This is a genomic window from Flavobacterium arsenatis (assembly GCF_031456785.1).
In the GTDB taxonomy this organism is placed as follows: domain Bacteria; phylum Bacteroidota; class Bacteroidia; order Flavobacteriales; family Flavobacteriaceae; genus Flavobacterium; species Flavobacterium arsenatis.
In genome coordinates this window covers 178770-200127 of the sequence record NZ_JAVDVI010000007.1, presented here as the reverse complement: position 1 = coordinate 200127, position 21358 = coordinate 178770, and the positions used below count along the sequence as shown (strand labels likewise).

Genomic DNA, 21358 nt, shown 5'->3' with positions numbered 1-21358 from the left:
ATAATTGCTTATTGCGTGAATTCTCTAATTATCAAATTACCTCATTTTCTAATTTCCGAGCATTCCAATAAAATCATCTTCTGAAATTATTGAAACATTCAATTTGGTGGCTTTTTCTAATTTTGCTGGTCCCATATTGTCTCCAGCAATCACGAAATCAGTTTTTGCAGAGATGGAACTTCCTACTTTCCCTCCATTATCTTCGATTGCTTTCTTCAAATCATCACGGGAGAATTTCGTGAAAACACCTGAAACTACAAAAGTTTTCCCAGCTAATTTATCGGTAGCATCTGGATTGAAAACGGTTTTTGTTTCGAGTTGAACGCCATAGTCTTTTAATCGTTGGATGATGATTTGATTTTCGGTATTTTCAAAGAATTCAATGACACTTTGTGCAATTCGTTCTCCGATTTCATCTACCAAAATCAGATCCATCAAACTTGCATTCTTAAGGTTATCGATGTTTTGATAATGTTTAGCCAGTTTTTTGGCAACGGTTTCGCCAACATAACGAATTCCAAGAGCAAACAAGACACGTTCAAACGGAACTTCTTTAGACTTCTCAATTCCGTTGACCAAATTCTCAGCCGATTTTTGTGCCATTCTTTCCAACGGAATCACATCAGCAATCGTCAAATCATATAAATCGGCATAATTATGAACTAGATCGTTATTGAAAAGCAAGGCAACCGTTTCACCACCCAAACCTTCAATATCCATTGCTTTTCGAGAAATATAATGCTGGATTCTACCAATAATTTGAGGAGGACAGCCATAGAAATTTGGGCAATAATGTTGTGCTTCGCCTTCCTTTCGAATCAATTCAGTTTGGCATTCTGGACAACTTGTGATATAAACTGTAGGTTGTAAATCCAAGGAACGTTTTGTAAAATCAACTCCAATAATCTTCGGGATAATCTCTCCTCCTTTTTCTACAAAAACTTCATCGCCAACACGAATATCCAACTTTTCAATCTGATCGGCATTGTGCAAAGAAGCACGTTTCACGATAGTTCCTGCCAATTGAACGGGTTCTAAATTAGCCACTGGCGTAATTGCTCCAGTTCGTCCAACTTGATAGGAAATCGAATTTAATTTGGTTGAAACTTGTTCGGCTTTGAATTTATAAGCAATTGCCCAACGAGGTGCTTTTGCAGTATAGCCTAATTCGTCCTGATAATGCAAATTATTTACTTTTACCACGACACCATCAGTTTCATAAGGCAATTCGTGACGATGAATGTTCCAATATTCTATAAACTCAAAAACTTCATCGATACTTTTGACCAATTTTGCTTCCTTTGGAACCTTGAAACCAAAGCTTCTGGCCTTTTCTAAACTTTCGAAATGGGTAGAAAATTTCACGTCATTACCGATAAAAGTATAGAGCAAACAATCCAACGGACGTTTGGCAACTTCAGCACTGTCTTGCAATTTCAAACTTCCGGAAGCCGTATTTCTTGGATTAGAATAAGGTGTTTCGCCACTTTCAATCAATTCTTGATTCATTTTTGCAAAACCTTCAAGAGGCAAAATAATTTCTCCACGAATTTCGAAACTATCTGGGAAATCTCCTTTCAATTGCAATGGAACCGAACGAATCGTCTTGATATTATTGGTTACTTCATCGCCTTGAAAACCATCTCCACGGGTTACGGCACGCTTTAATTTTCCTTGTTCATAGGTCATAGAAATCGAAGCTCCGTCGTATTTTAATTCGCACGTATATTCCAACGGAACATCGCCCAACATCTTCTGGATTCGTTTCTCCCAATCTAAAACATCTTCCTTTGAATAGGAATTATCCAAAGAATACATTCGGTTTTTATGGGTAATGGTTTGGAAGTTTTTCGTAATCATACCGCCTACTCTTTGGGTTGGCGAATTCTCATCAAAAAATTCAGGATGTTTGTTTTCTAAATCCTGAAGCTCTTTTAGTTTTATATCAAAATCATAATCGGAAATCGTAGGATTATCCAAAACATAGTAATTATGATTATGAAGATTGAGTTCTTCGCGTAAAGATTGGATGGTTTCTTGAATTGAGGAAGTATTCATAATAGTTTATAAGGATTTATAATTTTCAATCCTTTTATATTATCAAAATCTTTAGTGTTATTTGTTACAATTATGTAATTGAAAGCTAGTGCAGTTCCAGCAATAATAGCATCAGGTGTTTTAAGTTTATTAACTCTTCTGATTTTGACACAATGACTAATTATTTCTTTGGAAACTCCTTTTACTTCACAACCTTCAACAAATGAAGCAATTACCTTTTCTGTTTTTTTATCTGCCTTCCAGCTTAAAAGCTCAATTTGGGTAACAAATGAAATAATCGGATAAGTATCAAGAATTTCGCTAACAAAAGCTGTTCCCTTATCATCAAAAGAGTTTGTCAGGAAGTCGGAAACAACATTTGTATCAATTAAATATCGCTCCATTCTTCTCTAGATTGATCAATATGCTTTTTCAAATCTTCTCCTTCTTTTCTGGTAAGAAGGCCTTTGAATCGTTCGGACATTTTTTTACCGACCACAATATTCTCCTTAATGACCTCGATGATATTCAAATCCTCCAAATCACGAATAAGATTCCTGGCTTTATCCGTTTTAAGCGTAATTAATATTGTATTTTCCATAAGTCAATTATTTCTATGAGAAAAGTAAAGATATTAAATTACTTCGAAGAATTACGACTCAATAATCGAAATAATTTGCTTGTATAATTGTCCGTCACTCAAGAAAGCTCCTTGCTGAATCAATTGAAAAATAGAAACATTTCGTTCTTCTGTAAATTCCTTATTACCCACTTTCATCTCTACATTTTCAGTAAACATATTGTCGCTCAACCATTGCAAACCGTCTTTTGTCAGAAAATCAATTTCTGGATTCAACGATTTCAACACGATGGAATGCACGTGAGTTTCCTTACAATGAAAAAGAAAGATATAATTTTTAGAAAAATGTTCCAAATATTCAGCTCTTGTCAAAACACCTTCCCAAATTAAATCTGAAAAAACGTCCAATTCCTGTTCGGCAACTTGAGGTTGCTCTTCTTTAATCTTGTCCCATTCTGCCTTATCGATAGATTGGGTTGCTAGAAAATTTACAAATTCTGGATGCAATTCTTCGAATTGTTCTTTTGTTAATCTTGTGTATTTCATATTAAAATTTGCCACGAAGACACTAAGACTCCAAGTATCTTCAAATTAATTAAGTCTCAAAAAAAAATCCCGATCTCGTTTTTCAACGAGACGGGACTTTGATATTTCAAGTTGAAAAATATTATTTTTCAGCTACGATTTCGTAAGGTAATTCAATGATTACATCTCTGTGAAGTCTAACGCTAGCAGCATATTTACCTGTACGTTTAACGATTCCAGAAGTAATGAATTTTCTGTCAATTTCTTGACCTCCTTTTGCTAAAGCTTCAGCGATGTCGATATTGGTTACAGAACCAAATAATTTTTCACCACCTGCTTTTGCAGAAATTTTAATTTCGATAGCTTTCAAAGTTTCAGCCAAAGCTTTTGCATCAGCAATTACTTTTGCTTCTTTGTGAGCTCTTTGTTTTAGGTTTTCAGCCAATACTTTCTTTGCAGAAGGTGTAGCCAAAGATGCGAATCCTTGAGGAATCAAGAAATTACGACCATAACCTGGTTTTACAGATACGATATCATCTTTAAATCCTACGTTCTGAACGTCTTGTTTTAATATAAGTTCCATGTTGTTGTCCTTATTATAGAAGTTAGTCTCGTTGAATTGCAACGAGACAACAACTTTAATTAATTAATTATTTTAATAAATCGGCCACGTATGGCATTAAAGCTAAATGTCTTGCTCTTTTAACAGCTACTGACACTTTTCTTTGGTATTTTAATGAAGTTCCAGTTAAACGACGTGGAAGAATTTTTCCTTGCTCGTTAACGAATTTCAATAAGAAATCTGCATCTTTATAATCGATATATTTGATTCCAGATTTTTTGAAACGACAATACTTTTTAGTTTTGTTTGTTTCGATGTTCAAAGGCGTTAAATATCTGATATCTCCGTCTTTTTTTCCTGAAGCTGATTGTTGTAATGTTGCCATAATAATTATGCTTTAGCTGCTTTTAGTTTTGCTCTTCTTCTTTCTGCCCAAGAGATAGCGTGTTTGTCAAGACTTACAGTCAAGAAACGCATTACTCTTTCGTCACGTCTAAATTCAGTTTCAAAAGCAATTAGAACTTCTCCAGACACTTTGAATTCGAATAAATGGTAAAAACCACTTTTTTTGTTTTGGATTTCGTAGGCCAATTTTTTTAGTCCCCAATCCTCTTTTGATACCATCTCTGCTCCTCTACTCGTAAGAAAATCTTCGAATTTGCTTACTGTTTCCTTTACCTGTACTTCAGATAAAACGGGATTCAAGATGAAAACAGTCTCATAATGATTCATAATAATATATTTTATTTGTTATAAAATTGGGTGCAAAAGTAAGCATTTATTTTAATCCTGCAAGTTGGATTTGTATTTATTCGATGAATTGCAATTTTTTTAAAAAATTATAGCACTAGTCTTAAAAAAAAAATATACTTTTAAAATTCCAAAATTCATCTGTTATTTATGAAGCTTAGTTGTGTTATTGTGGACGATAGTTCAATCCAACGAATGATTGTTAGTAAGTTGGCAAACAACCATCCTAATTTAAATCTTGTTGGCGAATTCTCAAATGCAATCGAGGCAAAAAATTTCATGTCTTATACTTCTATAGACCTATTGTTTCTTGATGTTGAAATGCCAATCTTGAACGGTTTTGATTTTTTGGATAATTTAAAAGTCAAACCCCAAGTGATTTTTATAACCTCAAAACCTGAATATGCCGTTAAAGCATTTGATTATGATGCTACCGATTATTTGCAAAAACCAATTACCATAGCTCGTTTTGAAGCTTCTGTAAAACGAGCTTTGAACATGCAATTACTTATAAATGAAAGTCTTGAAGAAGATGGCGATCACATTTTCATCAAAAGCAAGCTTAAAAATTTAAAGGTTTTTACCTCCAAAATTAAATGGGTAGAAGCCTATGGCGACTACGTTAAAGTAATTACCGACGATGAAAATCATTTGGTTTTGTCCACCATGAAAGCTTTTGAAAGCGATTTACCGAAAGATAAATTCATCCGTGTTCACAAATCTTTTATTGTAAACATCGACAAGATTGACAAATTCAACAGCAAGTTTGCCGAAATCGGAGCTTCAAAAATCCCATTGAGCCGTAATAAAAAGGAAGAACTAAAAAAAGCGATCGAAGACACTCAATAAAAATCGACATTCACGACAACTTTTATAGCACGATATTGGACAACCGTTTCAAAACTGTTCAGGATTTTCTGAACATTTTTTTTGGCCAAGCCGATGGAAGACTGTTGCGGAATCTTTATCATAATCGTCCTTATATATTCATTCCTGATCCTACCAATTGGCGGTTCTTCTGGACCCAAAACCGGAACGCCTAAATTTTGATGCATCACTTGAAACAACCACATCGAACCTTCTTTTAGTTTTTCAAAATCTCGATGTTTTAACGTTAACTTTATCAAACGGAAATAAGGCGGATATTTATAAATCTGTCGTTCGTATAATTGTTCCTTATACATTCCGACATAATCGTTATTTGTAACTTGTTGAATCGTGTTATGATCCGGATTATAAGTCTGAATGATAACTTTTCCACGTTTTTCCGAACGTCCAGCCCTACCCGAAACCTGCGTCATCATCTGAAAACTTCTTTCAAAAGCACGAAAATCGGGATGATAAAGCATATTATCGGCATTCATAATTCCGACTAAAGAAACATTATCAAAATCCAAACCTTTCGCCAGCATTTGGGTTCCGACCAAAATATCAATTTCACGGTTCTTAAAACTGTCGATTATTCTTTCGAAACCAAATTTCCCTCTTGTAGTGTCCTGGTCCATTCTTCCAATTTTTGAATTCGGAAAAAGCTGAATCAATTCCTGTTGGATTTGCTCGGTTCCGAAACCTTTTGTAGTCAAATCGACACTCGAACAATTATGACAATTCGTTGGATTTGCCATCGAATAACCACAATAATGACAACGTAATTGGTTTTTATGTTTATGATAAGTCAAACTCACATCGCATTGTTGGCATTGCGGAACGTGACCACAAGTCATACACTCCACAATTGGAGAAAAACCACGACGGTTTTGAAATAAGATAATCTGTTCGCCAAGCGATAAGGCTTCGGTAATATTTTCAATCAAGACATCACTGAAATGGCCAGTCATTTTCTTGCGGAAATATTTATCTTTTAAATCCACCAACTCAATTTCGGGCATCATGACATTTCCAAACCGTTCCGAAATTTCTACAAGACCATATTTTTCAGATTCAGCATTATAATAGGTCTCGATACTTGGCGTTGCCGAACCCAAAACCACTTTCGCTTTGTACGAATTTGCTAAAACTATTGAAGCATCTCTGGCGTGATAGCGTGGTGCCGGGTCTTGTTGCTTGAAGGTTTGCTCGTGTTCTTCATCCACAATTATCAAACCTAGATTATTGAAAGGCAAAAACAAAGCCGACCTCGCTCCTATCACGATTTGAGCTTTTTCAGAATTTTGCAACAGCTGATTCCAAACTTCAACACGTTCATTATTGCTGTACTTTGAATGAAAAACCGCCACTTTATTTCCGAAATAAGCCGTTAATCGACTGACTAATTGAGTTGTCAGAGCAATTTCCGGCAGAAGGTATAAAATTTGTTTTCCTTCTTTTAGATAACTTTCAATTAACTTGATGTAGATTTCTGTTTTTCCGCTGGAAGTTACACCATGTAATAAAGTCACTTCTTTGGTTTCAAAACTCGAAATGATTTGATCGAAAGCAGTTTGTTGAGCCTTGCTTAAAATCAAGTTTTTTTCTTTTTGATTTTCATCAAAATTAACCCTGTCGGTTTGAATGTGGTATTCTTCAAAAATTTCCTTGTCAACCAACGTCTTAATCACAGTTGAAGTGGCACCCGAAGCTTCAAGCAACATTTTTACCGAAATGGGTTTGTGTTTTTCAGTTGCCGTCAATTGAAAATAGCTCAAAACGATTTCCTTTTGTTTATTGGCATTTTTCAGTGTATCCAATAGTTGTCCCAAACCTTCATCTGAATTGAATTTCTGATGCAATCGAACATATCGGATGAGTTTAGGCTTATAAACTTCGGACATTTCTTCCTCCAAGAAAAGAATGTTTTTTTGGATTAGTTTTTGGATAACCGGCAACACATTTTTCTTGCCTAGAATTGCCACAATGTCCTGAATCTTTAATGACGATTGATGTTGTAATGCTTCAAAAATTAGAAATTCATCGTCGGAAAGTTGGGCTTCATCAACAAATGATTCTGTTTTTTGAGAAATGATGGTTTCGCTTTCCAGTAAAAGAGCCGATGGCATTGCACCACGATAAACATCTCCGATGGCACACATATAATAGGAAGCAATCCAGAGCCAATGCTTGATTTGGATTTCATTGACAATGGGAAATTCATCCAGAATTTGATGGATTTCCTTTGCTTCGTATAAAGTGGGTGCGTTTTGATGGATATCAATTACAAGTGCTGTATATATTTTGTTTTTACCAAAAGGAACTGCTACCCGAAAACCCTTTTTAATGTAAGAATATTCAGCTTCTGTAACCGAATACGTAAAGGTTTTGGAGAGTGAAAGCGGTAAAATTACTTCGATGAAATGCATTTAGATGGACGATGGGAGTTATAAGTTGTCGGTTGTCAGTTATCAATTATCAGTTGGCTACTAAAAGGAAATTTTTAATTTTTACAAAAATCTATTTCACCCGATGCCAATATTGTGTTCTTCCGAATAGCGAAATACCGATGTAGCCTCTGATTTTAAGCTTGTCTTCATTTTCCAGATTAAGGTAGCATTTGTAGAGTTTTCCGTGTTTTGGATCCAGGATGTGACCTCCGTTGTATTCATCTCCGTCTTTTGACAAATCTTTTATTATGGTTAATCCCAAAATAGGTTTGTCTTTATCTTCTCCTGGACATTTTTCGCATTTTTTATTTTTGTCTTTTGGGATTAGGATATCGATGATTTTACCGTAAATCTTTCCGCCTTCTTCATAGATTTCTACTATCCCAAGGGCCTTTCCTGTTTCGTCGTCGATGGATTTCCATTTTCCGAGAACGGTTTTCTGGGCATAAGTTGATGTGATGAACAATGTGAAAATTAATAAAAAAACGTTCTTCATAACCGTGATGTTTTAGCCCCGATTGCAACGGAAATCCTTTTCTTTTTTTTCTTTAAAAAAAGAAAAGATTGGAGTGGAAAGCGGGAAATAGCTCCAAAAAAAATCAATTAAACAAATTTCTTCTTTTTAATCTGTTGATGGTGGCGTTGAGTTCGAAACCTAGTAAAAGAATCATGCAATTTAACCAAATATAGAACATCATGATCAAAAGTGTACCGATTGAGCCATAAAGTTCGTTGTATTTTGAGAATCGGACGACCCAAATTCCGAAAGCGTAGGATGATAAAATGATGAGAACCGTTGTGAATACTGATCCTATGGAAATGAATGAGTTCTTTTTTGTTTCTCTTGTTCCGAATTTGAAAAGTATGGAGGTTGTGATCAAAATCATGAGCATAAAAAACACATATCGACCGATGACGATGATTTGAATATTGTCGCTAAAGACGTCCTGTATTTTTATTTTTTGGATGAAAACTTCAAAGATAACAATGGTTGCCACGGTAACAATGAGTAAAAAACTTAACAACAGCGACATTCCGAGAGCTACAAAATATTGTCTGAAAAAACCTCGCTTTAAAATTACGTGGTGCGAGTTTTCGAAACCACCAAGTATGGCATTTAAACCATTTGCCATCAAGAAACTCGACAATAGGAAACCTGAAGAAAGCAATCCTTGGTAACTATTGTTTAAAATATCGCTGATGATGGCCGAAATGGCTTCGAAGGTATTTGGCGGAACACTTTCTTCTACAAATTGCAGAAAATCCTGCTGAAATCCTTCGATTGGAATTAAAGGAATCAAGTTTAGTATAAAAAGTGCAAACGGAAAAAGTGCCATGAAAAAGCTGAAGGCAATGGCTCCGGCACGATAGGAAATGGCTCCTTGTGCAATCCCGATTCCATAAATTTCGAGCAAATCATAAAAAGACAACCCTTCGAGCCAAGGTAATTTTATCTTTTTTGTAAGGTACATAATGTTCCTTACAACAGGTATTTTCTTTATTTGACTTTCTATTTCGTGGCTCATTATTCAGTTTTTAAATGGCTTTTAAACTCAAATCCATGTTGTAAATCGAATGTGTCAAGGCTCCTGAAGAAATATAATCCACTCCACATTCGGCATAATTCCTAATGGTGTTTTCATTTATATTTCCTGAAGATTCTGTAAGACATTTGTGTCCAATTAAGACAACCGCCTTTTTGGTATCTTCGAAATTGAAATTGTCGATTAGAATTCGGAAAACGCCTTCAGATTGAAGTATTTCCTTGATTTCATCGAGGTTTCGGGCTTCAACAATTATCTTTAAGTCGAGATTGTTTTCCTGAAGATAGTTTTTTGTTTTTTCGATGGCTTTTGTGATTCCGCCTGCAAAATCGTTGTGATTGTCTTTTAGCATCACCATATCATACAAAGCAAAACGATGATTTTCGCCTCCGCCAATTTTCACGGCCCATTTTTCGGGAGCCCTGAAGCCTGGTGTGGTTTTTCGAGTATCAAGGATTTTGGTTTTTGTTCCTTCTAGAAGTTGAACGTATTTATTGGTTTTTGTCGCAATGGCACTCATTCGTTGCATCGAATTCAAAACGACACGTTCGGATTTTAGAATGGATTGTGAACTTCCTTCGACATGAAAAACAATATCGCCATATTTAACACGCGTTCCGTCGTTGATAAAGGTTTCGATTTTTAAATTTGGATCAACATAATTGAAAATCATCTTCGCAAATTCCACACCTGCAATGATGCCGTCTTCCTTGACCAATAATTTAGCTTTTCCAGTTGCAGATGCTGGAATACAAGCCAATGAACTGTAATCGCCAGGACCAACATCTTCCCTGATTGCGTTTTCGATGATTAATTTTAATTCGTTTTGAAATTGAGTTTCCGAAATCATAGCGTTATTTAAATGTTGTGCTAAAATACAAAAAACGGTTTAGGTTTGAGATTTTGATTGATTTTAATACTCTTAAAAAAGTTAATTGAAAATCCCGATTCCTTCATTTTTAGAAAATAGATTACTTTAGCACAATCGAATTGACTTGAAAATGCGTTTTAAATCCGAGAATTCCATCCTTTATCGAGTTTTTAAATGGCTAATCATCTGCTTGACAGTAGGGATTTTGGCTGGTTCAAGTTCGGCTTTGTTTTTGGTTTCGCTTGAATTTGTTACCAACTATCGTGAACTTCATCCTTGGATTTTATTTCTTTTGCCAATTGGCGGACTTATAATCGGACTGATGTATCATTATTTTGGCAAAGGTGTTGCAAAAGGAAACAATGTAATTTTAGAAGAATATGAAAACCCGACCGAAATTATTCCTCTGAAAATGGCACCATTGGTTTTAATTGGAACTTTGATTACGCATCTTTTTGGAGGTTCGGCTGGTCGAGAAGGAACCGCTGTCCAGATGAGTTCTGCAATTGCTGACCAATTTTCAGGCATATTCAAACTGTCAAAATCCGAAAGAAAAACAATCCTCATTATGGGAATCAGTGCCGGATTCGCTTCTGTTTTCGGAACACCTTTAACGGGAGCTATCTTTGCAATCGAAGTTTTGTACTTCAGTAAAATCAATTACAAAAGCATTGTTCCTTCATTTCTTGTAGCCTACATTGCTTATTTTACGGTTGAATTTTGGCAGGTTTCGCATACACATTATACTATTCCAAATGTTCCATCTTTAGATTTTATGGCTCTTTTCTGGGTCATCTTTGCTGGAATTTCGTTTGGTTTGGCCTCGATGTTTTTTTCAAAATCCACTCGTTTTTTTTCTGAAATATTTTCAAAGTATATCAAATATCCCCCTTTACGACCATTTATAGGAGGAGTTATATTTGTAACCATCATTTACTTTACAGGAGCTACAAAATTTTTAGGTTTAGGAATTCCAACTATCGTCAGTTCCTTTGAAATCCAACAAGATTTTTCTGTTTTTATCTTAAAAATACTCTTTACGGCATTTACACTAGGAGTTGGTTTTAAAGGAGGCGAAGTAACGCCGCTGTTCTTTATTGGAGCCACATTGGGAAGTGCTTTGTCCTTTTTTGTGCCATTGCCAATCGCTTTATTGGCGGGAATGGGTTTTGTAGCCGTTTTTTCAGGAGCGACCCATACTCCAATTGCCTGTACAGTAATGGGAATGGAATTATTTGGATATGAATGTACCGTTTATGTCGGAATTGCTTGCATTGTAGCCTATTTTTCGTCAGGTTACATTGGAATTTATGAATCTCAAATCGTAAAAGGTCCAAAACACCACCTCTATCAACGATTCAATTCTAAAAAACTTGAAAATCTTTAGTTTGCTTCGATAATTATATCGAAAATGATTCGACACGAATTTCACGAATTTTCACAAATTTTTCTATCATAAGTAGATTCGTGGAGTTTTTCATAAAGCACATTTCGTGTAAATTGGTGAAATTCATGTAAACCATAACCACTTTTCACTTTAGTTTCTATAATTCATAAATCACAATTAAACAAAAAACCGTATTTTCGCATCCTATGAAAAACGAAGATATAGAAGCAATTAAAGAATTGCTGTTGACTCCTAAAAAAATTGCTATCATACCGCACCGAAGTCCAGATGGAGACGCAATGGGTTCTACACTTGGATTGTATCACTTTTTGTTGCAACTCAACCACGAGCCAATAGTGATTGCTCCAAATGAATTTCCAGAATTTCTGGCTTGGCTTCCCGGTTCCGAAAATGTGCTGATTTTTGAAAAAGATAGAGATTATACCACCAAAATACTTCAGGAAGCTGATTTGATTTTCACACTCGATTTTAATGCCCTGCACCGTGTTGGCGAGATGGAAAACGTTTTGAACAAGCTTGAAGCTACGTTCATTATGATTGACCATCACCAGAAACCAGATGGTTATGCAAAATATACGTATTCCGACACTTCATTTGGTTCAACTTGTGAGATGTTGTACCATTTTATCGTATTTCTAGGTCATAAAAATTTAATTGATAAAACTGTTGCGACTTGTATTTATACGGGAATTGTAACCGATTCGGGTTCTTTCCGTTTTCCTTCAACATCCAGTACAACTCACCGCGTCGTGGCCGATTTGATTGATATCGGAATCGAAAATGGAGAAGTCCATAATTCGCTTTTTGATAATAATTCCTATAATCGATTATTATTGTTGGGACAGGCACTTCAAAATTTGAAACTTTTTCCAGAATATAAAACGTCCTACATCACGCTTTCGCAGAAGGAACTGGACACCTATAATTATGTTAAAGGTGATACGGAAGGGATTGTAAATTATGGTTTAACGATAAAAGGAATTATTTTTACAGCTATTTTTATCGAACATCGGGATGAAAACATCATTAAGATTTCCTTCCGTTCTCAAGGAAATTTTGATGTCAATCAATTTGCAAGGGAACATTTTAATGGTGGCGGACACATTAACGCTGCAGGAGGAAAATCGTATTTAACTTTAAAAGAAACGGTAAATAAGTTCGAAAATATTATCAAAACTATTGCGATCAATGAAGATGAATCTAAGTAAAAAAATAATGCTTTTGGCAATTGGCACACTTTTAGTAAGCTGTACGAAGCAACAAGCCAGAAAGCCGATTTCGCAAACTTCTGGGACTTTTATGAAAGAATCTGTGAAGAGAAATATTAAGCTGATTGCAGGCGAAGAAGCTCTTATTGACTCTGTCATTAAAAGCAATCCGAAAGTGAACTACATTGCCACTAAAAAAGGGTATTGGTATTTTTATGAAGTTAGAAACGAAAAAGATACACTTACTCCCAAAAAAGGCGATGTGGCTTTTTTTGATTACAACATCAAAGATTTGAATGGAAATGTAATTTATTCGGATGTTGAATTGAGACCACAAAGTTATTTGGTGGACAAGCAAAATATCCTGATGGGATTGCGTGATGGAATTAAACTAATGCGGAAGAATGAAAAAGTAACTTTCCTGTTTCCTTCTCATCTTGGTTATGGTTACAGAGGAGACAATGACAGAATTGGGCCAAATTTACCAATTGTTTGCACCGTTACTTTGAGAGATTTTAAACCAGATGATCGTCAGAAAGCTAAAGCAAAACCGAAAGTTGAAGAAAATAAAGTTATTGAACCTGAAACAAAACCTGAATAGTAAATTTTAAAAGAATGAAAAAAAGAATATTACTTTTATTGATTGTAGCCACGACACTTTTTTCGTGTAAAGACAAATACAGCGAGCTTCCAGACGGATTGTATGCTGAAATTGTGACTTCAAAAGGCGATATCATACTAGAGCTTGAATACGAGAAAACACCTGTAACGGTAGCAAACTTCGTAACATTAGCCGAAGGGAAAAACACTTTCGTAAACGAAAAATTCAAAGGAAAGCCTTTTTACAATGGTTTGAAATTTCACCGAGTGTTGCAAAACTTTATGATTCAAGGAGGTGATCCTCTTGGAAATGGTTCTGGAGATACAGGCTATAAATTCAAGGATGAAATAACCGATTTGAAACACGATGCTTCAGGAGTTTTATCGATGGCCAATTCTGGTCCGGCAACAAATAGCAGTCAGTTTTTTATCACACATGTCGAAACCCCTTGGTTGGACGGAAAACATACTGTTTTTGGACACGTTGTTGGAAACGGAATGGAAACGGTAAACAAAATCGTTCAAGACGACACGATTGTTTCCATCACAATCATCAGAAAAGGTGAAGCTGCAAAGAAATTTGATGCTATAAAAATCTTCAGTGATTATTTTGCCAACGAAGCCGAAAACTTGAAAAAGCAAGCTCTAATTGATGCAGAAGAAAAAAGACTTTATACTGAAAAATTCAAAGCTATTATTGATGAAAAGGTAGCTTATTTTGCAAAAAACAAAGCAGCCTCAACAAAAACGAGCACAGGTTTGCAATACAGTATAACTAAAAAAGGAAACGGCAAGAAACCAGCCAACGGAACAGCTGTTTCTATTCACTATGCAGGCTTTTTTGAAGACGGTACTTTATTTGATAGTAGCATCGAAGAAGTTGCAAAACAATTTGGAAAATACGATGAAATGAGAGCTGCTCAAGGTGGATATTCTCCTATTCCTTTTCAAGCAGGAAACAAGCACGGTATGATTCCAGGATTCATCGAAGGCATAGAGCAGTTATCTTATGGAGACAAAGCGATTATCTTCATTCCTTCAAATCTAGCCTATGGAGAAGCTGGTGCTGGAGGCGGAATAATCCCTCCGAATTCCAACCTCATTTTTGAAATTGAACTATTAGAAAAATAATAAGCATTAATTTAAATCCTAAAATATGAAAGTAAAATTTATTGGATTGTTATTTTTGGCAATGACAACCGGAATTTTTGCACAGACTGCTCCAAAAAAAGCAGCTCCAAAAAAAACCACTACAACTACTAAAAAAGTGACCACCACCAAGAAAGCAACCCCTGCTCCAGCACCAGGTGATGGTTTGTTTGCCGAAATCGAAACTACCAAAGGTAAAATCACTTTAGAATTAGAATACCAAAAAACACCTATCACAGTTGCCAACTTTGTGTCTTTGGCAGAAGGCACAAACACTTTTGTAACAGATGCTAAATTAAAAGGAAAGCCCTTTTATGATGGATTGAAATTCCACAGAGTTATCAAAGACTTTATGATTCAAGGTGGAGACCCGATGGGAAATGGTTCTGGAAATCCAGGCTACAGATTTAAAGATGAAATAGTTGCTGATTTGAAACATAATGCAGCAGGAATTCTTTCAATGGCCAATTCTGGTCCTGCTACAAACGGGAGCCAATTTTTCATTACTCACAAAGCAACACCACACTTGGATGGAAAACATACTGTTTTTGGACACCTGACTAGCGGAATGGATGTTGTGAATGCAATTGAACAAAATGATGTTATTACAAAAGTAAGCATTGTTAGAAAAGGAGCCTTGGCTAAAAATTTTGATGCTTCAAAAGTATTTTCAGATTATTACAGCAACAAAGATGCAGTAGAAAAAGCCGAAGCTCAAAAAGAAGCCGAGTTGAGAGCCGTTGCAAATGCAACTGCTTTAAAAGAATTTGCTAATGGAAAAACGACTGCTAGTGGTTTAAAATACATCGTCTTACAAGAAGGAACTGGTGCAAAACCAGTACCTACAAGCAATGTAAAAGTGCATTACACAGGAAAACTTGTTGATGGAAAAGTATTTGACAGCAGCGTTGAAAGAGGCGAACCAATTGATTTTAACTTGAATCAAGTTATTAGAGGTTGGACAGAAGGTTTGCAATTAATGACGGAAGGTTCAAAATATAAATTTTATATTCCTTACAATTTGGCTTATGGCGACAGAGCTATGGGGAATGTAATTCCAGCGAAAAGCGATTTGATATTTGAAGTCGAGTTGCTAAAAATAAACAACTAAAACACAGCAAAACCCTCAATTTCTTGAGGGTTTTTTGTTGGTTTTCTATTTCTCTTCTGTCTAGCGTGCTAGATCAACCGTTTCTATGGAATAATGTTTTCGATATACTTGCACAAATTTCTAAATACTCAATCTGAATTCTTCTATAATTGGATTGGCTTTTCCAAAATCAACTTCTTGGATGAAAACCTCAACTGCCAAATCCGTATTCCCAAAACCTCCCAATCTTGCCGATTGTATGTTGTCTTTTATAACGGTATTAATACCGCCCACTTCTAGTCTGTTTTGTAAATTTTTTGCTAAAATTTCGCTACCTGAAAATATTTTTATTAATCCCATTTGATTATTATTTATTTATTATTACTTATTATTCGAAAGCAACGACTTCTTGTATTTTTAGACCTAACAGGTTTTGAAAACCTGTTAGGTCTCTCAACTATTCTGTTTCCTCTTCCTCGTCTTCTTCCTCATCCATTTCAAACCACAAAGGTTCAATCATGATTCGGTCGGCAAAACTTTCGATTCTTTCTGTTACATTTTCTGTAAAGAAGATGCATTGTGTTTTCTTGGCTTCGGCAATTCTAGCGATTTTTGTATCGAAACGCAAACGAAGTAATTCATCCGTGTCTTCCACAATAAACATTTTCAACTGATTGACATCATAACCTGCTGAAGCAAACAAATCGCTCAAACGGTTTGGAGTTCCAATCAAGACATCTATTCCTAATGAAATATGATTCTTGTCAAAATCGATGTCACCTTTGTCATGAACGCCATAAACACGTAAATCTGTATAGTTTCCGTATTTTGCGAAAAGCTCTCGCATTTCGTGCATTTTTTCTTTGGTTTGCACAAAAATCAAGGCTCTTGGCGATTCCTGGAATTCCTTTTCCAATCTTTGAATCACGTTGATGACCAAAGTGGTCGTTTTTCCTGAACCTGCTGGAGCTACAATCACACAATCGGCACCACTTTTTATGGTCGAAAACGTTTCCTGTTGAATTTCATTGGCTTCTACAAGACCATTTTCAATTAATGCTTGTTGAAGATTTGGGTTTATTTTTTTTAATTGCATTTTTTTAATTATCTAAAAAATTAAAAAATCTAAAAGAGCTAAAAAATGATTTGGATTTTTTCGATTCTTGGATTTTTTCAATTTTACTTATTTACTCGCAAAAAGCTTCACATCATTTTCAGAAATCTCGTTTCCTCCAAGAATGATTAGCCTTTCGATTACGTTTCTTAGTTCTCGGATATTGCCTGTCCAATCGTATTCCTGCAACAATTTGATGGCTTCCGCGGAAAAAACCTTGGTTGCATTTCCTTGCTCTTCGGCAATTTTTACGGCAAAATGTTCGATGAGCAAAGGTATGTCATCCCGACGGTCATTCAATGCAGGAACTTTAATTAAAATCACGGCCAATCGGTGGTATAAATCCTCACGGAAACGTCCTTCTTCGATTTCTTTTTTCAAATCCTTATTGGTTGCTGCTACAACGCGAACATCTACTTTGATGTCCTTGTCGGCTCCAACTCTTGTGATCATGCTTTCCTGCAAAGCACGAAGCACTTTTGCTTGTGCAGAAAGGCTCATGTCGCCAATTTCATCCAAGAAAATTGTTCCTTTATCTGCAGCTTCGAATTTTCCGGCTCTGTCTTTTACGGCAGAGGTGAAAGCTCCTTTTACGTGTCCGAACAATTCGCTTTCTATCAATTCTGATGGAATTGCGGCACAGTTTACCTCTATTAAAGGTGCATTTGAACGTTCGCTTTTTTCGTGCAATTGATGGGCAACGAGTTCTTTTCCTGTTCCGTTTGGTCCGGTGATTAAAACCCTCGCATCTGTTTTGGATACCTTTTCAATCATTTCCTTTATGAGATTGATAGGTTCCGAAGTTCCAATCATTTCATATTGCTTGCTGACTTTCTTTTTGAGGATTTTGTTTTCGACAACAAGTTGCTTTTTGTCCAAGGCATTTCGAACGGTATTCAAAAGTCGGTTTAAATCGGGTGGTTTTGAGATGTAATCGAAAGCTCCAAGTCGCATGGTGTTGATTGCGGTTTCCATGTCTCCGTGTCCGGAAATCATGACCATTGGGATTTCGGGTTTTATTTTTTTTACGGCTTCGAGGACTTCTACTCCGTCCATTTTGGGCATCTTGATGTCGCACAAAACAAGATCGTAGTCGTTGTTTTTTATTTTTTCGAAACCTGAAACGCCGTCTTCGGCTTCTTCAACTTGATAGGTGTCGTTTTCTTCGGAAAGTATTTTGGTTAATACTCTTCGGATGGCTGCTTCGTCTTCTATGATTAGTATTTTGCTCATTTTTTTGTTGTCAGTTGTCTGTTATCAGTTATCTGTTCTTGGTTTTTGGGTTGTTGGCGGTTTAGGTTTTATGATTGGCTTTTTAGCCCTGACTGGAGGGAAAATCCTTTTTATTTTTTTTCTTTAAAAAAATAAAAAGATTTGGAAGGAAGGCAGGAATATGGTTTTATTCTTGGCCCGAGCCTTTCGCTCCTAACTATTTTGATTGTATATATGTACATCTCTTTGTGGAAATGGTATTGAAATATTGTGGTTTCTGAATTGCTGATCGATCTCAAAACGGAGTTCGCTCTTGATTCCGGGAACGGTAAATCCGTCGTCGATGAAGAAATAGAGTGCGAAATCGAGTGATGAATCGCCAAAATTTTCGAACATGACGGTTGGTTCAAATTCTTTGAGGATTCGGGGATGGTTTTTGGCACAATCGATTAATATTTTTTTAACTAATTGTGTATCTGACCCGTAGGCTACTCCAACTTCTACATTTTCGCGGATGATGTTGCTTTTTTGTGTCCAATTGAAGAGAATATCGCTGAGGAATTTGTGGTTTGGAATGACCATAACGCGTTGGTTTCGAGTGACGGCGATGGTGGAACGAAGGCTGATTTTTTCGACACGGCAAACTTTTCCTTCGATTTCGATGATGTCGCCAACGTGTAGGGTTTGGTCCAGGATGATTAAAATTCCGGCGATTAAATCTTGAAAAAGTTGTTGCAGTGCAAATCCCAGACCTATGAAAATAGCGGCTGAAGCGGTTAAAAGTACTGTTACGTCTACTCCTGATGCTTTGAGGGTGAACATTAGCACGAAGATATAGATGGCATATTGAAGGAACTGGAAAATGCTGATGAATTTGTTCCGGTCTTCGATGGGAAGTTTTCGGGTGACAAATTTTCTGAAGAATCGTAGTATAAATGAAGTGGCAAAAAAAGCAAACACCAAGGCCACCAAAGCTCCTAATGTGAAATTTACATCTTGAGTTTTGATTAGGCTTAGTCCAAAAATTTCTTTGAGCTGTTCAAATAGTTCCATTTTTTAATATTTTAACCATCTATATAATTCTCTCCAAGTTGGTTTTTTGCCGTACATCAGGATTCCGACGCGGTAGATTTTTGAGGCAAACCAGACTACGAAAAAGAACGTTCCGAACAATAAAAGCACTGAAATAAGTAGTTGCCACCATGGCACTCCGAATGGAATTCGCATCAGCATTACGATTGGCGAGGTTAACGGTATCATGGAGAATACGGTGGCTACGGTTCCGTGAGGTTCGCTCAAAACGCTGAAAAACCCAACATAAACCCCTAGCATTAAAGGCAATATGATTGGCAGAAGGAATTGTTGCGAATCGGTTTCGTTATCGACAGCGGCACCAATTGCGGCATAGATGGAACTGTAGAGGAAGTATCCCCCGATGAAATAGATGATGAAGGCGATTAAAAGTGATCCGATTGGAAGATTACGACCTTCGTTGACATATAGTTGCATTGTTGATATTGAACTTTCGTCCATACTACTGGCTACTACGGAAGTTGAACTTAAATTTACTCCTAAAACTAATGAGGCAACTAGCAATAGTGTTCCTCCTAAAATTGCCCAAATGACGAACTGTAAAACTCCTGCCAAGGATGTTCCTATGATTTTTCCCATCATTAATTGGAATGGTTTTACCGATGAAATGATGATTTCGATGATGCGGTTTGTTTTTTCTTCGATGACGCTTCGCATGACCATATTTCCGTAGATGATGATGAACATCATAATTAGATAACCGAAAGCAGCTCCGATGAAGACTTTTATTTCGTTGAGTCCTTTTACGGTTTCCTCTCCGGTGGCTTTTGTTAGGTTGATGCTCACTTTCGCTTCGGCATTTTTGATGGACAAAGTATCCAGTCCTGCTTTTTGAAAGTTGGAGGTGGTGAGTTTTTTTGCAATGATGTCTTCCAAATCTTCGATAAACGACATACTTGGACTTTCGTTTGAGATGTATTGTATCTTGCTTGAAAGTTCTTTATTGTCCTCGATTTTCGGGATATAAAGCAAGCCTTCGTAACGTTCTGAAACGATGCTGTCTTTGAGCGTTTTTAAATCGACATTGGTCAGATTGAGGTAATGATATTCTTCGGAATTTTTAAAATCCTTGACAAAAAGATTCGATTCGTCATGGATTACAATTTCCTTTACGTCTGATTTCATTGTACTCAAATAGCCAACGAAAGCGGCAAGTCCGACGAAAAGCAACGGACTTAAGAAGGTCATTACGATGAACGATTTGTTTCGCACTTTGGAGATGAACTCTCTTTTTATGATTAAGGTTAGGATGCTCATTTGATTTTAGATTTTAGATTGCAGATTTTAGATTTTAGATTCCAGTCTGAAATCTAAAGTCTAAAATCTAAAATTATCGGCTTACTGTTTGAATAAAAATATCGTTTACGCTTGGGATTTTTTCTACGAAATGCGTTACTTGTCCTCTTTGTGTCAGAATGTGAAGCAATTCGTTTGAGGTGGCGTTTCCTAATTGTATTTCGAGTTTCAAATCTTCGTTTAGGGATTTGAAATTTGCCTGACCTACAGTAAATTTTTGGGTTAGATCATACATCAAACCTTCGACATTGCTGGTTAGGATTCCGACTTCGAAAGTATTGGAACGATATTCTCTCTTGACGTCGTTTAGTTTTCCTTCGATCAATTTATTCGATTTATGGATCAAACCTATATAATCACACATTTCTTCGACGCTTTCCATTCGGTGTGTCGAAAAAATTACGGAAGTTCCTTGGCGGTTGAGTTCGATGATTTCGTCTTTGATCAAATTGGCATTCACAGGGTCGAATCCTGAAAACGGCTCATCCAAGATTAATAATTTTGGTTTATGAAGAACAGTTACCACAAATTGGATTTTTTGTGCCATTCCTTTTGAAAGCTCTTCAATCTTCTTGTTCCACCAGCTTTGGATTTCGAATTTTTCAAACCAATAATCCAGTTGCTTTTTAGCTTCGGATTTTGAAAGTCCCTTCATCTGGGCAAGATACAAGCATTGTTCCCCTACTTTCATCGATTTATACAAGCCTCTTTCTTCTGGCAAATATCCGATAGATTGCACATGCTTTGGACTCAATTTTTCTCCGTCGAGCAGAATTTCTCCTCCGTCTGGCAGTGTAATTTGATTGATGATTCTGATTAAGGAAGTTTTTCCGGCTCCATTTGGTCCCAAAAGTCCGTAGATGCTTCCCTTTGGTACCGTTATTGAAACTTCATTAAGTGCGGTATAGTCGCCATATCTTTTAACAACTTTCTTGACTTCAAGTATATTGCTCATTTTATAAGTTAGATTGATTTTATTGGACTTCAGAGTCTCTAAAGTGTA

Annotated in this window: 23 protein-coding genes; 6 read left to right on the top strand and 17 right to left on the bottom strand. The window is 36.2% G+C overall.

What is annotated here, in order from left to right; translation table 11 throughout:
* Positions 1–48: 48 nt before the first annotated feature.
* From ligA to rpsF, 7 genes are all read right to left on the bottom strand, one after another.
* On the bottom strand, positions 49–2058 hold the full coding sequence (gene ligA, locus J2X31_RS09965; RefSeq protein WP_310026446.1) for an NAD-dependent DNA ligase LigA: 2010 nt from the start codon (positions 2056–2058) through the stop codon (positions 49–51).
* Positions 2055–2441 carry a type II toxin-antitoxin system VapC family toxin gene (locus J2X31_RS09960; RefSeq protein WP_310026444.1) on the bottom strand — a complete coding sequence of 129 codons (387 nt, stop codon included), beginning with the start codon at positions 2439–2441 and terminating at the stop codon, positions 2055–2057. Before J2X31_RS09960 ends, ligA begins: the two co-directional genes overlap by 4 nt.
* Positions 2426–2638: a hypothetical protein gene (locus J2X31_RS09955; RefSeq protein WP_310026442.1), complete on the bottom strand. Its 213-nt coding sequence runs from the start codon at positions 2636–2638 to the stop codon at positions 2426–2428. The genes J2X31_RS09960 and J2X31_RS09955 overlap by 16 nt, the downstream gene beginning before the upstream one ends.
* 51 nt (positions 2639–2689) lie before the next feature.
* Positions 2690–3163 (bottom strand): DUF6495 family protein, encoded by a 474-nt coding sequence (locus J2X31_RS09950; RefSeq protein ID WP_310026441.1) that lies wholly within the window; start codon positions 3161–3163, stop codon positions 2690–2692.
* Positions 3164–3284: 121 nt separating this feature from the next.
* Complete coding sequence (rplI, locus tag J2X31_RS09945; protein WP_310026439.1) at positions 3285–3725, bottom strand: 50S ribosomal protein L9; 441 nt, start codon at positions 3723–3725, stop codon at positions 3285–3287.
* A 67-nt stretch (positions 3726–3792) separates the two neighbouring features.
* Positions 3793–4089, bottom strand: a complete 297-nt coding sequence (gene rpsR, locus J2X31_RS09940; protein WP_007138295.1) for a 30S ribosomal protein S18 — start codon at positions 4087–4089, stop codon at positions 3793–3795.
* A gap of 5 nt (positions 4090–4094) precedes the next feature.
* Positions 4095–4436: a 30S ribosomal protein S6 gene (gene rpsF, locus J2X31_RS09935; RefSeq protein ID WP_310026438.1), complete on the bottom strand. Its 342-nt coding sequence runs from the start codon at positions 4434–4436 to the stop codon at positions 4095–4097.
* A gap of 168 nt (positions 4437–4604) precedes the next feature.
* Here rpsF and J2X31_RS09930 point away from each other — a divergent pair, with 168 nt between their 5' ends.
* Positions 4605–5303, top strand: coding sequence for a LytR/AlgR family response regulator transcription factor (locus J2X31_RS09930; RefSeq protein WP_310026436.1), 699 nt, complete (start codon positions 4605–4607; stop codon positions 5301–5303).
* On the opposite strand, the gene priA is transcribed toward J2X31_RS09930, so the two are convergent.
* The 4 genes from priA to nadC form a co-directional block, all read right to left on the bottom strand.
* The gene (priA, locus tag J2X31_RS09925; protein ID WP_310026434.1) at positions 5297–7750 is read right to left on the bottom strand and encodes a replication restart helicase PriA; all 2454 of its coding nucleotides are present in this window, start codon (positions 7748–7750) and stop codon (positions 5297–5299) included. The two genes, J2X31_RS09930 and priA, sit on opposite strands and share 7 nt — an antisense overlap.
* A 91-nt stretch (positions 7751–7841) precedes the next feature.
* A complete protein-coding gene (locus tag J2X31_RS09920; protein WP_310026431.1) occupies positions 7842–8267 on the bottom strand; it encodes a DUF2147 domain-containing protein in 426 nt (141 codons plus the stop codon).
* Positions 8268–8370: 103 nt separating this feature from the next.
* Positions 8371–9297: a YihY/virulence factor BrkB family protein gene (locus tag J2X31_RS09915; RefSeq protein ID WP_310026429.1), complete on the bottom strand. Its 927-nt coding sequence runs from the start codon at positions 9295–9297 to the stop codon at positions 8371–8373.
* A 10-nt stretch (positions 9298–9307) separates the two neighbouring features.
* Positions 9308–10165: a carboxylating nicotinate-nucleotide diphosphorylase gene (gene nadC, locus J2X31_RS09910; RefSeq protein WP_310026426.1), complete on the bottom strand. Its 858-nt coding sequence runs from the start codon at positions 10163–10165 to the stop codon at positions 9308–9310.
* Between the two features lie 151 nt (positions 10166–10316).
* Between nadC and J2X31_RS09905 the strand changes: the two genes are divergently transcribed.
* From J2X31_RS09905 to bamJ, 5 genes are all read left to right on the top strand, one after another.
* Positions 10317–11573, top strand: a complete 1257-nt coding sequence (locus J2X31_RS09905) for a voltage-gated chloride channel family protein (protein WP_310026422.1) — start codon at positions 10317–10319, stop codon at positions 11571–11573.
* A 206-nt stretch (positions 11574–11779) separates the two neighbouring features.
* Complete coding sequence (locus tag J2X31_RS09900; RefSeq protein ID WP_310026421.1) at positions 11780–12802, top strand: DHH family phosphoesterase; 1023 nt, start codon at positions 11780–11782, stop codon at positions 12800–12802.
* Positions 12783–13403, top strand: coding sequence for a gliding motility-associated peptidyl-prolyl isomerase GldI (gene gldI, locus J2X31_RS09895; protein WP_310026420.1), 621 nt, complete (start codon positions 12783–12785; stop codon positions 13401–13403). Before J2X31_RS09900 ends, gldI begins: the two co-directional genes overlap by 20 nt.
* A gap of 14 nt (positions 13404–13417) precedes the next feature.
* On the top strand, positions 13418–14533 hold the full coding sequence (locus J2X31_RS09890) for a peptidylprolyl isomerase (protein ID WP_310026419.1): 1116 nt from the start codon (positions 13418–13420) through the stop codon (positions 14531–14533).
* Positions 14534–14558: 25 nt separating this feature from the next.
* Positions 14559–15662 carry a BamJ family beta-barrel-assembly machinery protein gene (bamJ, locus tag J2X31_RS09885; RefSeq protein ID WP_310026416.1) on the top strand — a complete coding sequence of 368 codons (1104 nt, stop codon included), beginning with the start codon at positions 14559–14561 and terminating at the stop codon, positions 15660–15662.
* A gap of 120 nt (positions 15663–15782) precedes the next feature.
* On the opposite strand, the gene J2X31_RS09880 is transcribed toward bamJ, so the two are convergent.
* From J2X31_RS09880 to J2X31_RS09855, 6 genes are all read right to left on the bottom strand, one after another.
* Positions 15783–16001, bottom strand: a complete 219-nt coding sequence (locus tag J2X31_RS09880; RefSeq protein ID WP_310026414.1) for a putative signal transducing protein — start codon at positions 15999–16001, stop codon at positions 15783–15785.
* Positions 16002–16098: 97 nt separating this feature from the next.
* The gene (locus J2X31_RS09875; protein WP_310026412.1) at positions 16099–16737 is read right to left on the bottom strand and encodes a DEAD/DEAH box helicase; all 639 of its coding nucleotides are present in this window, start codon (positions 16735–16737) and stop codon (positions 16099–16101) included.
* 87 nt (positions 16738–16824) lie between these two features.
* A complete protein-coding gene (locus tag J2X31_RS09870) occupies positions 16825–17988 on the bottom strand; it encodes a sigma-54-dependent transcriptional regulator (protein ID WP_310026410.1) in 1164 nt (387 codons plus the stop codon).
* A gap of 192 nt (positions 17989–18180) precedes the next feature.
* Entirely contained in the window at positions 18181–19020 is an 840-nt protein-coding gene (locus J2X31_RS09865) for a mechanosensitive ion channel family protein (protein WP_310026409.1), read from the bottom strand.
* Positions 19021–19023: 3 nt separating this feature from the next.
* Positions 19024–20316: an ABC transporter permease gene (locus J2X31_RS09860; protein WP_310026407.1), complete on the bottom strand. Its 1293-nt coding sequence runs from the start codon at positions 20314–20316 to the stop codon at positions 19024–19026.
* Positions 20317–20389: 73 nt separating this feature from the next.
* Complete coding sequence (locus J2X31_RS09855; protein WP_310026406.1) at positions 20390–21310, bottom strand: ABC transporter ATP-binding protein; 921 nt, start codon at positions 21308–21310, stop codon at positions 20390–20392.
* Positions 21311–21358: the final 48 nt, after the last annotated feature.